Source organism: Niastella soli (genome assembly GCF_017742245.1).
Taxonomy (GTDB): Bacteria; Bacteroidota; Bacteroidia; order Chitinophagales; family Chitinophagaceae; genus Niastella; species Niastella soli.
In genome coordinates this window covers 543447-557307 of sequence record NZ_JAGHKO010000001.1, presented here as the reverse complement: position 1 = coordinate 557307, position 13861 = coordinate 543447, and the positions used below count along the sequence as shown (strand labels likewise).

10 protein-coding genes are annotated in these 13861 nt (G+C 43.5%); 3 read left to right on the top strand and 7 right to left on the bottom strand.

The window, feature by feature from the left end:
* Positions 1–7: 7 nt before the first annotated feature.
* The 5 genes from J7I42_RS02070 to J7I42_RS02050 all read right to left on the bottom strand — a co-directional run bounded on the left by J7I42_RS02070 (position 8) and on the right by J7I42_RS02050 (position 7557).
* Positions 8–2290, bottom strand: a complete 2283-nt coding sequence (locus J7I42_RS02070; RefSeq protein WP_209137111.1) for a GH92 family glycosyl hydrolase — start codon at positions 2288–2290, stop codon at positions 8–10.
* A gap of 537 nt (positions 2291–2827) precedes the next feature.
* Positions 2828–3289, bottom strand: coding sequence for a DUF983 domain-containing protein (locus tag J7I42_RS02065; RefSeq protein ID WP_209137110.1), 462 nt, complete (start codon positions 3287–3289; stop codon positions 2828–2830).
* A 168-nt stretch (positions 3290–3457) separates the two neighbouring features.
* Positions 3458–5254 (bottom strand): ABC transporter ATP-binding protein, encoded by a 1797-nt coding sequence (locus J7I42_RS02060; RefSeq protein ID WP_209137109.1) that lies wholly within the window; start codon positions 5252–5254, stop codon positions 3458–3460.
* A gap of 178 nt (positions 5255–5432) precedes the next feature.
* Positions 5433–6716, bottom strand: a complete 1284-nt coding sequence (locus J7I42_RS02055) for an O-antigen ligase family protein (protein ID WP_209137108.1) — start codon at positions 6714–6716, stop codon at positions 5433–5435.
* 4 nt (positions 6717–6720) lie between these two features.
* On the bottom strand, positions 6721–7557 hold the full coding sequence (locus tag J7I42_RS02050) for a hypothetical protein (protein ID WP_209137107.1): 837 nt from the start codon (positions 7555–7557) through the stop codon (positions 6721–6723).
* 82 nt (positions 7558–7639) lie between these two features.
* Here J7I42_RS02050 and J7I42_RS02045 point away from each other — a divergent pair, with 82 nt between their 5' ends.
* Both J7I42_RS02045 and J7I42_RS02040 read left to right on the top strand, forming a co-directional pair.
* On the top strand, positions 7640–8938 hold the full coding sequence (locus J7I42_RS02045) for an oligosaccharide flippase family protein (RefSeq protein ID WP_209137106.1): 1299 nt from the start codon (positions 7640–7642) through the stop codon (positions 8936–8938).
* Positions 8928–10130, top strand: a complete 1203-nt coding sequence (locus J7I42_RS02040; RefSeq protein WP_209137105.1) for a hypothetical protein — start codon at positions 8928–8930, stop codon at positions 10128–10130. Before J7I42_RS02045 ends, J7I42_RS02040 begins: the two co-directional genes overlap by 11 nt.
* Before the next feature lie 16 nt (positions 10131–10146).
* Here the strand turns inward: J7I42_RS02040 and J7I42_RS02035 are convergent, their stop codons facing one another.
* The gene (locus J7I42_RS02035) at positions 10147–11307 is read right to left on the bottom strand and encodes a DUF1972 domain-containing protein (RefSeq protein WP_209137104.1); all 1161 of its coding nucleotides are present in this window, start codon (positions 11305–11307) and stop codon (positions 10147–10149) included.
* On the bottom strand, positions 11307–12383 hold the full coding sequence (locus tag J7I42_RS02030; RefSeq protein WP_209137103.1) for a glycosyltransferase family 4 protein: 1077 nt from the start codon (positions 12381–12383) through the stop codon (positions 11307–11309). The genes J7I42_RS02035 and J7I42_RS02030 overlap by 1 nt, the downstream gene beginning before the upstream one ends.
* A gap of 172 nt (positions 12384–12555) precedes the next feature.
* Here J7I42_RS02030 and J7I42_RS02025 point away from each other — a divergent pair, with 172 nt between their 5' ends.
* Complete coding sequence (locus J7I42_RS02025) at positions 12556–13860, top strand: O-antigen ligase family protein (RefSeq protein ID WP_209137102.1); 1305 nt, start codon at positions 12556–12558, stop codon at positions 13858–13860.
* Position 13861: the final 1 nt, after the last annotated feature.

The window sequence follows — 13861 nt, the reverse complement described above, 5'->3', positions numbered from 1 at the left end:
GCTCTTCTTACTTCTTTGGTTTGTTCGTCATATAGAAGGTCAGCGTGCCACCTTTCATAATGTCTTCATGACTAATAACGGCTTGATCCAGTTGTTTTCCATTCAATACAACCTTTTGTACATACACATTTTTATCGCTTTGGTTAATGGCCTCCACAGTAAACGTGTTGTTATTTTCGAGTTGTAAAACCGCTTTGTTGATAGCAGGACTGCCTAGCTGATACAGGGCGGCGCCAGGAGCTACTGGATAAAAGCCCAGCGTAGAGAAAAGATACCAGGCACTCATTTGGCCACAGTCATCATTACCACCCAGGCCATCAGGTGCTGGTTTATATTGATTCTTCAGGATCATTCTTACACGTTCCTGTGTTTTCCAGGGCTGACCTGCAAAATTGTACAAATAGGCAACATGGTGAGCCGGTTCGTTGCCATGTACATAAGTACCAATAATGCCATCGCGGGTAATATCTTCCGTCTCTGCAAAATATTTATCGGGCAGGTACATGGTGAACAGGGTATCGAGGCGGGCACTGAATTGCTTTTTACCACCCATCAGGGTTATCAAACCTTCGGGGTCCTGAGGAACGAAAAAGCTGTAGTTCCAGGTATTGCCTTCAATAAAACCCTGGCCGTGTGTGCTCAATGCATCAAAACCATTTTTAAAGCTGCCATCTTCTTTGCGGGCACGCATAAAACCTACCGATGCATCGAACAGATTCTTGTAATTGCCGGCGCGTTTGCTGAATGCTTCATAAATATCTGTGCGTCCCAGTTTGTTGGCTGCCTGGGCTATGCACCAGTCGTCATAAGCATATTCAAGGGTTGTGGAAGCAGAGGTGCCCAGCTTTTCATCAGGAATGAAACCTTTCTCCACATAGCTGCCAATGCCTTCATAATTGTTATGGGTGGCTGTTGTTACGCAGGCTTCCAGTGCATGTGCTGCATTGAAAGAGGTATTACCTTTTAAGATGGCGTCGGCAATAACCGATACGCTGTGGTAACCGCTCATGCACCAGTTATCGTTGCTGTAATGACTCCAGATGGGCAGCATCTTCAAGACACTTTGGTCGTAATGAGCCAGCATACTGTTCACCATATCACCATTGCGTGTCGGTTGTATAATGTTGAAAAAGGGGTGCAGCGCCCTGTAGGTATCCCACAATGAAAAGGTGGTATAGTTGGTAAAATTGGCAGCGGTATGCACATTCTGATCGAGCCCTTTGTATTTGCGATCAACATCCATATATACGGTAGGGCCCAGAAATGCGTGGTACATAGCTGTATAAAAATTCTGTTTCTCGCTCTCGGCCGCTTCCACCGTAATTTTTGCCAGTTCTGTATTCCAGGCGGCTTGTGCCGCGGCTTTTGTTTGTTCAAAATCCCAGGTAGGGGCTTCTGTTCTCAGGTTTAATATTGCGCCTTCGGTGCTTACTGAAGAAAGCGCCATCTTTACTTTAATTTTCTCACCTTCTTCTGTATTAAAGTTGAAGAACATCCGCAGTTGTCTGCCCGCCAGATCGGGAAAGTTTTTGGATTGATTGAATTTTCCCCAGAACCCGCGATACACCTGTTTTTTGCTGAAGTCCTTACATCCATATTCTTTAAATGGTTTTGAAAAGGTCATGGCAAAATAAACGGTTCGGGTACGGGCCCAGCCAGCCGTTTGGCGGTAACCGGTAACCAACGTGTCGTTTTCTACCCGTACATAAGTCCAGGCATTTTTATCCTCGTAATTGTAAATGCCATGCATCAGGTCGAGGATGATGTGTGCGTCGTTTGTTTTGGGGAATGTGTATTGATGGAACCCGGTCCTGGTAGTTGCGGTGAGTTCCGCAGTGATATTGTCGTCGTCAAGCTTTACTTTATAATAGCCAGCCTCTGCTTTTTCGTTAGCATGAGAAAAAGCTGAGCGAAAACCGGTCTTTGTATCGGTGGCCACGCCGGGGTTCAACTGCAGCGCGCCAACGGTAGGCATTACCAGGAAATCACCCAGGTCGCTGTGGCCAGTGCCGCTGAAATGTGTATGGCTAAAGCCTACAATGGTTTTATCGTCATATTGGTAACCAGCGCAATATTTGTATACGTCGGGATTGTATTTCCCGTTCATTTCATAGGGAATGGTATCGGTATCGGGGCTTAGCTGCACCATGCCAAATGGAACGGTAGCGCCGGGAAAGGTATGTCCCATGCGTTGCGTACCAATAAGCGGGTTTACATACTGCACCACATTTTTTTGTTGAGCGAATAAGGATAAGGGCAACATCCATAACAACGGGAAGCGTTTCTTCATGTGCGTAAATTTCTTTATGTAATAAGTTGAGCGCTTACAAATCTAGGGGCTAATGTTCTGCTAAAACGCACCTAGTGTGTAGTTTCCCCCGCTTTTACATATAATTCCTGGAGTTGACCAGTTGATCAGTTGACGAGGGGGAAGAGGGCTGATAGGGTTGATATAGTTGAAAGGGGTGATAAAGGAATTGAAATAGGTGGTAGGATGTTGAAAGGGTTGATATGGAAGAAGAGTTGATCAGTTGATCAGTTGACGAGGGGGAAGGTTAATATGGATAATATTGATTGAACACCCCCCTGAGGCGGGGCGCCATATGATAGGAAGTTGCGGGACGCCAGGTATTGAGGGACGTTGATCGCGTTAATACGGTTGATAGGGCCGATATGGGCGCCGAGCCGTAGGCGAGTATGCAGTTTTCTTTCTGAATTCAGCCGACTGCCGCGTTGCAGTTTTCACGTTTCACGTTTGCCGGAAGCGAGTTTGGCTATTAGTCGGACATTGCCCATTGCCCATTGCCCATTGCCCATTGCCCATTGCCTATTGCCTACTGCCCTCCTCATCATAGTAAGACCCCGTTTCATAATCGAATGTCTTTGCTTTGGTGCTTTTGTAATTAGGATCGTAGCGAACAAAAAAGTAGAGATAGATAACGCGACTCAGGCGCATTAACCAGGGTTGTAAAAATATAAGTAAAAAGATATTGATACCTAACCACCAAAAGAACCGGTTGTCTTTTGTTGACATACCTATGAGTACCCACCAGGCAACAAATGTGCTGACAGACAGCGCCACCGATAAAGCATAACTTACGTAGGCGGTACCGTACCAAAAGCCTACTTCCATTTCATATTGCTGGCCACATTCGGGGCAATGCGTAGGCATGTCGAACACTTTTTTCAAATTCCAGGGATTGTTGTTCCTGAACATAGGTCCCCGGCGGCAACGGGGGCATTTCATGGTTAACATGCTCCATAGGTAGTTGGGTTTGGACGTAGGCATTATGTGGTCTCAATTGATGAACCGCGAATTTACAAAATTAGTGGCACCTGCTTTAGTTATTAAAAGTAATTGGGTTATTAAGCTCTTAGTTCGGGAGCACTTTTCGCAGTACTTCCCTCAGGAACTTAATAACCCAATACCTAATTGAACTCAGAACCTATGTGCGCTTTAAGAAGCTGTAGCAACCAGTTTTTTCCGTTCTCCGATCTGCTGTCTCCACATGGCATAATATAAACCCTTTTCCTCGAGCAGGCTTTCATGACTGCCTGTTTCCACTATATCGCCTTTTTCGAGCACATAAATGCGGTCGGCATGCATAATGGTCGACAACCGGTGGGCGATCATGATCGTGATCTGATTGCGTTTGGAAGAAACATCTTTTATGGTGTTGGTGATCTCTTCTTCTGTCAGCGAATCGAGCGCTGAAGTGGCTTCATCAAAGATCAACAACCGTGGTTTGCGTAAAAGGGCGCGGGCAATTGACAGTCGTTGCTTTTCACCACCGGATAGTTTCAGCCCGCCTTCGCCGATCATGGTATCGAGGCCTTTTTCGGCACGGGACAGCAAATTCATACAGGAGGCTTTTTTCAGCACATCCATCAGGTCATCGTCGGAAGCCGAGGTATTTACAAACAACAGGTTTTCTTTAATAGTGCCTGCGAACAATTGGGTGTCCTGGGTTACAAAACCGATCTGTTTACGCAGGTCTTCATAATCGATGTCGTTTTCGTCGATGCCATTGTACAGGATCTTTCCCTGCTGCGGGCGGTATAAACCAACCAGCAACTTCATGAGGGTAGTTTTACCTGAACCGGAAGGCCCAACAAACGCAATTGTTTCCCCGGCTTTGGCCGAGAAGCTGATGTCATCGATGGCGCGTGATTGCGCCGTAAGGTGTTTAAAGCCCACCGTATTGAAGTCAAGCGTTTGAACATCGCCGAGGTGTTTGGGATGTTCAGGTTGACGCTCGGGTACTTTTTGCATCAGGTTATGGAAGTTGTTCAAAGAAGCTTCTGCTTCGCGATAGCTGATAATGATGTTGCTGATCTCCTGCAAAGGACCAAATACAAAGAATGAGAAAATCTGCATGGTAACCAATTGCCCAAAATCCATTTTGTCGTGGAAGATCAGCCACATTAAAATAAACAGGATCACCTGACGCAATGTGTTCACAAAAGTCCCCTGTACAAAGCTGATGCTGCGCACGCGTTTTACTTTGGTAAGCTCCAGGCCGAGGATTTTGTAGGTGTTTTTATTCAACCGGGTCACTTCCTGGTTGGTAAGTCCCAAACTTTTAACCAATTCTATGTTACGAAGCGATTCCGTGGTAGAGCCAGCCAGGGCAGTTGTTTGTGACACGATGGTCTTCTGGATGGTTTTTATTTTTTTACTAAGCAGGTTGGTAATGGTGGCCAATAGAAAGATCCCTGCAACATAAGCAACGGCGATGTACCAACTGATCCAGATAGAAGCATACACCATAACAAAGGTTACGCTTACCAATACACCAAACATAATGTTGATGAAATAATTCATGAACTTTTCTGTATCTGCCCGCACCTTGGTAAGCACGCTCAGCGTTTCTCCGCTGCGTTGGTCTTCAAATTCCTGATAGGGGAGGCGCATGGCGTGTTTTAAACCATCGGTAAATACTTTGGCGCCAAACTTTTGAATGATCACGTTCAGGAAATAATCCTGGAAGTTTTTGGCTATCCTGCTCACCATGGCCACACCAATGGAAGCTGATAACAACCAGATCACACCGTAATAGGGCGTAGTGGCAGTGAACCATTCCGAACCAGGTCTTTGACCTTTTGGGGTGTTAAGGTAGGTACCGGCAAGCCGAACCAATTTCCCTAATATAATGGGATCGAATAAGGAAAAAGCGGTGTTTATGGCTGCCAGAAAAAGCGTTAAAACTACCAGCCATCTGTATGGTTTTAAATACGTTAATAAAATCTTCATAATTGCAATTAACAGTTAATCATCGGGAATGTTTGTCCAGAGCAGGGGAATTAATATACAATTTATATAAATCTGCTTTAATGCGCCTGCTATCAGCGAAGAGTGCAGGTAAAACCGGGATTAGTACAATTGAGTTACCAGCATACTGTTTGTGAAACAGCTGTATGAGTTTTTTAACTTATTGTTTTTCATATGATTTACCACCAAAGTAAAAAAACAACGGTAAAAAAAGGAAAACGATCAGTCCGTATTGTGTTTCAAAGACTGATTCACTAAAAGAATAAGCGATCACCAACAGTACGATAGGCCACAAGAGCCGGCTTTTTTCCCGAACAGCCATAGTTACCAGGGAGAAACAAATGACGAAAAAGAGGAGTAGTCCAATAAAGCCAGTTTGTAAAAATGACTCCAGCCACTGGTTATGGGTATTGTAACCCTGGTACCCATGATCGGGGGTACCAGGCCTGCCTGCATACATGTTTGTCTGCAAATATTTCTGGTTCAATAAGGGCTGCGCACCGGCAGGAGTTACGCCCATGATCCAGGCGTTGTGCTCCTGCATAATTTCTTTTACAAACCGCCATTGCAGCAAGCGGAATTGTACGCCGTTGAAATAAAATCCCTTATCGAAGGTTGATTGCTCCATAACGATCATGTTATTGCGCATGATGTCGTTAAAGCGATAGCTGATAGGGTTCTTTGTAAACAAGATAAGACTACTGGTAGTAATGCCCACCAATGCCACTATAGCAATGGTGTAACGGGTATTGAAATTTCTTTTCAGCGAAATAAAAGTATAATATGCCAGGCTGACCAACGTAAAACTGATCACCAGTTTTGACGATAACAAAAACAGTCCCCCAATAAGAAATACCATTAGTATGAAATGGGCTCCCTTGTTCACTATATACCGTTCAACTGTAGTTTCCTGAAGGAGAAAGATAAGCCCTGCAAAAACGAGTATGGAAAACTGAATGGCATGGTGCCCCAGATTGCTTAACAACTGGTGGTAAAAGAAAACGTATACGGGGGCGTGATGGAACTGGTATTTGATAAAACTTATTCCCAAACACCAGGTAAGCAAAATGACCAGAATAAAAACATAGGCCTTCATCAAAGAATGGAACCTTGTTTTATTGATAAACTGACAACAAAAAAAGCATACCGGTATAAACAGCAGGGCGCTTTTTACCTGTATATGGTTTAGGCTATCGGAAATATTATCAGTATAGGCCAGTGGAATTATCTGCAACAAAAAAAAGCCGCTGCAACCTAACACAAACGGATTGCGCAGGGCTTTATTGAACCAGGAGCCCGTGTTGGTTTTATTGTAAAGAAACGAAGTAATTAAGATCAATCCGATGGCTATACTGCTATAAGCCCTGAACGCTGCCACCACGGTTACCAGGAAACCCAGGTAGAACAGGTAGAGCAGGTTATTGATCAGGTTGTTTTTGGGCATCAGCTTAGTTCGCCATTTTTCTTCTGTAATGTAAATAAAAACTTACAAGCATACCCAGGAACAAGCCACCGCAAAGTCCCAAAGTCAATTGTTTTAACAATACCGGAAAGGTTGGATGGACAGGTGTATAAAAATTTTGTAACACATTTACTGCCGATAAAAAAGAAAGTTCTTCTTCATAGTTCAATTTTTTTTCCTGCAGATCAGCTATTTGTGCGCTGATGTTAGACACATTCAACATAACACGACTGCCCGTATTGCCAGGTTGTTGAATACTGGTTTCAACCATCTGTTGCAGATTATTCAGGCGGGTAATTTCATATTGAACAGTTTGTGTCATGGAACCCAGGATCTTTTTCCGGCTTACCAGTTTATCTTTAATGTATTCACTGTTTTCAAGGGCATAGATCATCCCTTTTTGTAAGGGGCGTAAAATGGCGGTGTCGCGTACCACTACACTGACCTTGAAGGCGGTAAAATTCTTGGGATCATACGATTTTTGTAATTCTTCGACAGTAATTGATTCTACTTTTTTTAACAGGGGTATAGCTACGTTAAATTGTTTGGCCAATACGGGCCGTTCCTTTTTTTGTAACAGCGTGCACCAGTTGTTGATGACTGCTATTTGTTCGGGTTCAGACAATATTTTTGGTTGCAGCACCAGGGAAGAGGTGTACAGGTTGGGGGTTTTTAAATAGCGGGCAAACCCGGCCAGCAAACCCAATAAAGCAACTATAAGTAATAATTTTCCGTACTGCCTGAGAAAAGAAATGGCCTGGAGAAGGAGTGCCGAGATGTCTAGATCGTCTGCAGGGGCTGGTATCAATTTAACCTGTTTCATGAAACATCAGTACGGAAAATTATATATAAGGGTTGCGTTAATTGTTATAATTTGACATTTAGTATATTCTGAATTAATTATTATGGAGGAAAGCCACAGCAGACGCAGCCGTATATTTTCGAATTTTTTAGCCCTGGGCATTTTGCAGGGAACCAATTTTTTGCTGCCGGTACTGGTAATGCCGTTCGTTATTAAACGGATTGGGGCCGATGGCTATGGGATTGTTGCGGTGGCCCAGGTAGTACTGCTGATCTTTTGTACTGTTTCTGATTATGGGTTCAATTTAACCGCCACCCGTGCGCTGGCGTTGCACCGGGATGATATTACAAGGAACGCCCGGCTTTTTTTTACCGTGCTGGCTGCCAAAATGGTGATCTGTCTGGGGTTGTTCGCCGTGTTGTTGTTACTCATTTCACTTGTTCCTTTCTTTAAATCACATTTCCAGTTATACCTGTTTGGTTTCACCTGGGTGCTGGGGCAATCGTTGCTGGTGAGTTGGTTTTTTCAGGGGGTTGAGAAAATGAAATACATTACTATTTACACCCTGCTGGCGCGGTTGTTATTTGTGGCGCTGGTGTTTGCATTCATAAGGCAGCGTTCAGATTACCGGTTCTTTATTTTGTTTATGGGTGCAGGCAGTGTAGTGGCTGGCATTTCGAGCATCTTTCAGGCGCTCTGGTTATATAAACTGCCGATGGTTCGACCCATGTGGCGTGATATTGTTAATGAACTGAAAGAAGGATGGCCTGTAATGCTTTCCAATATCTCAATAAATACTTTTTTGAGCATAAACGTTTTCATATTACGGCTGTTCACCAACGATCTGATAACTGGTTATTACAGCGTAGCGGAAAAAGTATTTCTGGCTACCCGTCAGGTGCCGGTCATGTTTTCTCAGGTTATTTATCCGCCTCTTTGCCAGCTGTTGCAAAAAGGAAAAGAGGCTACCCGTCCGTTTTTCAGATCGGTGTATGTTCCTTTTTTATTATTAATGTTGTTGGCTTGTGTGTTGTTGTTCAGCTTTTCAGCTTTTATTATTTCATTCTTTCTAGGAAGCAATAGCGGAAATGCAGTATTGCTGTTGCGATTGTTTTGCCTGGGGCCCATAATCGTTTGTCTGCATATTCCGGCCAGCCAATTATTAATGGCCGCTAACCATAAAAAGAGTTATCTGCGGGTGTTAACCTGGGGGACCCTGTTGAACGTGATCTGTAATTTTTTGCTGGTTCAGGTATGGGGACCGGTGGGTACGGCCATCAGCGTATTACTGACGGAACTGTTTATAACAGTGGGTTTTAACAGGGAACTTTTTATCAATAAACTATCAGGCTATGTTAGTGCCAGAGTCAATAAATCTATACTCCAACGGCATGCGAATTAATAAATTCTTTCCGGTTATATTTATTTACTTTTTTATTAATTCACTGGGCTTGCCATTTGGATTAACCTATACCGCGTTGTTAAGCCCGCTTTTGTATCTCTGGATGCTGATGACCCGTAAGCAGGAAGTGTTGTGGCCCTTTTTAGTAGTACTAATTCCAATAGTTTTGATCCATCTTGCGCTGGGGGTAGATGAGAACAGTTATTTTATTTCCCTGTTGAACATAGTGCTGGTGTATATTTTTTGCCAGGCTGCTTATACTTTCTTTATTAAATGTGAGCATCCCGGCAGGCTCTTTCAACCACTGCTTATCATCAATTTTATTTGTAGCCTGGTTGCAATACCGCTATTTTTTACGCCGCTTGCGCCGGTTTTCTGGATGAAGCAATTTCTGACAACCGGAATAGAAGATTTCTGGCGATTAAGTCTGCTCACTTATGAGCCTTCCTATTATGCGCTGTTGTTCACGCCTTTGTTTTTCTTTTTTCTGTTACAATTACTTTTTTACAGGAATACCATCAACAGCTGGTTGTTGATAGTAATGTTGTTGCTGCCGTTGATCTTATCTTTTTCTTTAGGGGTTCTCAGCGCTATTGTAATGGCTATTCTTATTACAATTATACTGCACTATAAAAAGATCGTTCGTAATAAGCGGTTCCTGAACCTGGTGGGGGTAACGGGGGTAATTGCCATAATGGGGTTAGTGGCCGGGTTTATTTTCTTTCCTGAGAATATTCTTTTTGTGCGTCTCGCCAATGTAATTACTGGTAAAGACCCTTCGGGTAAGGGAAGGACCTTTGAAGCCTTTTGGCTGGCTGATCAATTGCTGGCACAGAAAAGTTACTGGTGGGGAATTGGGCCGGGTCAAATAAAAATACTTGGGTTTGAGCTGATCCGGGATTTTTATGGCTATGGGCTCGAAACTACGCGGGTGGCCATTCCCAATGCAGCTGCTGAAACACTGGCCATTTTTGGCTGGGTAGGTTTTTCCCTTCGCATATTAACAGAATGCATACTGTTTGTATATACCAAAGTTTGGCGAAACTATTTCTGCCTGCTGTTATTCGTGTTTGTGTTTATTTATCAGTTCACGGGTAGTTTTATTACCAATATTGCAGAATATGTTATCTGGATAATGGCGTTCGTGCCGGTGTTTAAGGAGTATGATGTTGTAAAAGGCAATGGGCAATAGGCAATGGATAATGGGCTTAGTATTGCGAACCCTCTACTTTTATAGGTGCATCTCTTTTAAGTTCTCTACTTACTTTCTCCCTGACACATCTTTGTAAAAAGGTTTCGTACTTGCTGATCACGTTATTCCAGTTAAACTGCTCCTTTATTTTTTTAAGGTTGTTATTGATCAAAGCCGATTCGTGGCCATTACGATGGGTGTTTTCTATCACTTCTTTTACTTCGTTAAAGGAAGAGAAATAATAGGCATCCTGTTGTAATATGGCCCGGTTAAACAGGTTGTCATGCGCTGCTATCAACGACCGGCTGGCCATGGCTTCCAGCAGGGAGGGGTTGGTACCTCCCACGCTATGGCCATGAAAATACAGGGTAGAAAATGTTTTAAGTGAGTGGATCTTTTGTGGATCGTTGTATATGCCTCCTGTAAATACGATCCTGTTATCGTGTTTGAATTTCTTTACCAGGTACCGTCCCAGTTTATTTTCAACAGAACCTATTACCAAAAATTTATAGCGGCTGTTGCTGGCGTAAAAGCCATCCAGTATCATTTCAATATTGTTCTCCGCCGCCATGCGGGCCATCAAAATAAAGTACTCATATTTTTTAACACCAAATTCCTGTAACAGGGTTTCTTCTTCATTGTAATGTATTTCGGCGCCATAAGGAATGTGCTCACTTGAAATGGCATATTTATTCTTTAAATACGATTGTATAACAACCGAATCGGCTATATGGTAATGACTAAACCGGACGGCCAGTTTTTCGGCCAATCTTAAAAATTGCTGTACTGGTTTTGAATATTTGGTGCGTTTCCATTCAAGCCCGTCCATATTGAAGATGAGTGTGCTTTGTTGTGGATAGAACCAACCCCAGGCAGAGCTGCTGGTAAAACCCAACATCAGGATCACATCGAAGTTTCGGCGTCTTGCATCCAGGATGCAGTTGAGGTCGTAAATGAATTGCCCGAAACTACCCAGATGAAATTCGGGGTCATAGCAACGAATAAGCTGAACGTTTTTCCAGGTGTTTCCGGTATAGGGGTGATTGTGTGAGTTGTAAACAAACACTTCATGCCCTTTTTGCACCAGGCCTGTTGACAGGTATTCTGCAAATTGCTCAAACCCCCCGTAATTATTGGGAATGCCTCTGGTCCCTAATATGCCTATCCGTAATGTCATTATTGTAATACTTGTTTGTAGGCGACAGCTGTTTTACTGGCTGCCTGCTGCCAGGTATATTGTTCAAATATTTTTTTTTGGAGCACATCGGTGCCAGAGGAACTGGCTACCTGTTCTACCGCTGCCAGCATGCTTTGTGGCGATGCCGGGTCGCAATAAGCAGCTTCGTTCCCAAAATATTCCCGGGTATAACCCTTGTCGGTGATCACTACGCGGCAGCCCATTGCGGCTGCTTCAAGGGTAGAAAGGCCGCAGGTTTCGAACCAACTGGGAAGAACGTGTATGGCGGCTTTCTGATACCAGTTTCTCAGGTCTTCCTGAGGCAAATGGTTTATAAAAGAAATATTGGAGGCGGCCTGTTTACGGCATTCCTCGTAATAATTGACCTGGTTAGGGGCCGGATTTCCAATTACCACAAGCCGGTACCTTGTATTGTTCAATGCTTTGATCAGGTTCAACTGGTTCTTGAGCCCTTCAATTCTAGCCACACACAATACCAGATCGGGATCTTTAGGTATTTGGCTACTCCCGGAAAATATGGCCGGGTCAATGCCATTGGGGATAAGGGAATAATCAGGCAGGGGAGTGGCAAATTCTGCCAGCTGGTCGTACTCCATTTTTGAGTTGGGTAAAATACGGGCAGCCTGTTGCAGAATTTTTTTTATGCTTTGTTTGTGCCCATGCCATAAATACGACCTGGTTGCCAGTACATCATTGCCCTGCATCCATCGGGCTATTGTTTTTATATATTCTATACTGTTTCGGGGTAAAAAGCGGAACATTTTGCCCGCCAGGCCTTTGCGGTATAAACGATCGTACTCGTGGTAATTCACCAGGTTGGGCGATACTACAAAAGGCTTTTTAGACTGATTAATGTGGCATACGATATCGGCTGGCCGCACAATATTGAAAAAATGCAGCAGGTCGTATTGTTGATATTGAACTGGTTGATTGGTTAATTTAATGTCCACATCAATACCCAGGCTTTTTAATTGCCGGGCAGTATTGATGATCTGAAAGGTATCTCCGCCTTTTACCGTGTATAATGTTGACCTGGTGATAACTGCGATTTTCATGACACCCTTTCCTTATTATTCGTACCAAATTGACGTTGAGTTGCCTGTGAATATTATTATTTTACCGGCAACCACGGGCAACATAGGCAAAATGAATTCGTTAAATGGAGGACTAGAATTCTGTAAGTAACCGGGTAACTGTATTTTTGCCCGTAAAGGAGATATACCCCATATGCGTTCCCTCTTTTTGTTGGATGATCAGGCTGGCTTACTGACTATAAAGGATAAATTATTATATGTGTTAGTGGTAATTTTCCTTGTCACCTTTTATCCGTCCCATATGCCCTCTGTAAATGTGGTGGCGTTGGTCCTTCTTTCGTTATACAGCTTTTTTATATATGGTTCATTTCGTGAAAAATTAAGTTTGTTGCGCCAGCGCAAAGAGGTGTGGGCCATGGCTGCTTTTTATTTGCTGCATATTGTAAGTTCCCTTTGTTCTAAAGATGTGGCCGAAGGTTTTTCCTGGACGGTGATCCGCATGCCTTTATTCGTGTTCCCTGTTGCTTTTGGCTTTGTGTATATAAGGCAGGTGCTTAAAGAAAGGATCCTGTTTGCTTACGCAGTTATAACTACCATCACGATCTTATTTTGTTTTATCTGGGCCATTGTAGCAGGTATTGCTACTAATGATATTACCATGTTGTATAACGACAATCTCACCTATTCGATCGATAAGCAATCGATATATGTGGCGTTGCTGGTAAATGTGGCCATTTTTAGTTTTGGGTACCTGCTTTACATTAAATCAGCCTTGGTCGCAAAAAAAGGATTGGTGTTTACCAGCCTGTGCATGCTGGTGGTATCGATATTTTTTATGGCCAGCCGTATTTCTATTATTACCTTATTTGGCAGCATTGTTTGTGTGGCGGTTTGGTGGATTGTTCAGAAAAGAAAACTGAAGCTGTTGGGTTTGGTGGGAGCTGGCATTGTAGCTGCGATGGCATTGTTGGTTATCGTTTTCCCAAAAACCTGGAGCCGCTTTCGCGAATTGACCAATACCAAATATGTATATTCCAGTAAGGGAGAGGAGCGTCATATGAACATGAATATTACCCCTGATCAGTGGAATGGCGCCAATTTGCGGCTGGCAGTTTGGAGTTGTGGCTGGGAACTGGTAAAGCAACACCCGGTTTTTGGTGTGCAGGTAGGTGATAAAGTTGAACAAATGGTGGGTGTGTATAAAGCTAAGCATTTTGAAATAGCTTATAAAAGTCGCCGCAACATACACAACAACTACCTCGATGTACTGGTGTCTTTCGGATTTTTTGGGTTACTATTATTCCTTTGGGGTTTTTTATTTGAACCCTTGCGCCAGTGTATTCGAACAAGGGACTATTTCGGCGTATTCGTGATTGCGGCCTTTATGCTGGCATTTATTCCTGAAACCTATTTCGACCGCAGCATGGGCAACATGATGTTTGCCTTCTTTGTCGCCCTTATTGTTAGCTACAGGAAACCTGTAGCTAACGTTGTTTAAG

Coding starts and splice junctions, on each gene's coding strand:
- J7I42_RS02070 (WP_209137111.1), bottom strand. CDS start 2,290: ATGAAGAAACGCTTCCCGTTGTTATGGATGTTGCCCTTATCCTTATTC.
- J7I42_RS02065 (WP_209137110.1), bottom strand. CDS start 3,289: ATGCCTACGTCCAAACCCAACTACCTATGGAGCATGTTAACCATGAAA.
- J7I42_RS02060 (WP_209137109.1), bottom strand. CDS start 5,254: ATGAAGATTTTATTAACGTATTTAAAACCATACAGATGGCTGGTAGTT.
- J7I42_RS02055 (WP_209137108.1), bottom strand. CDS start 6,716: ATGCCCAAAAACAACCTGATCAATAACCTGCTCTACCTGTTCTACCTG.
- J7I42_RS02050 (WP_209137107.1), bottom strand. CDS start 7,557: ATGAAACAGGTTAAATTGATACCAGCCCCTGCAGACGATCTAGACATC.
- J7I42_RS02045 (WP_209137106.1), top strand. CDS start 7,640: ATGGAGGAAAGCCACAGCAGACGCAGCCGTATATTTTCGAATTTTTTA.
- J7I42_RS02040 (WP_209137105.1), top strand. CDS start 8,928: ATGCGAATTAATAAATTCTTTCCGGTTATATTTATTTACTTTTTTATT.
- J7I42_RS02035 (WP_209137104.1), bottom strand. CDS start 11,307: ATGACATTACGGATAGGCATATTAGGGACCAGAGGCATTCCCAATAAT.
- J7I42_RS02030 (WP_209137103.1), bottom strand. CDS start 12,383: ATGAAAATCGCAGTTATCACCAGGTCAACATTATACACGGTAAAAGGC.
- J7I42_RS02025 (WP_209137102.1), top strand. CDS start 12,556: ATGCGTTCCCTCTTTTTGTTGGATGATCAGGCTGGCTTACTGACTATA.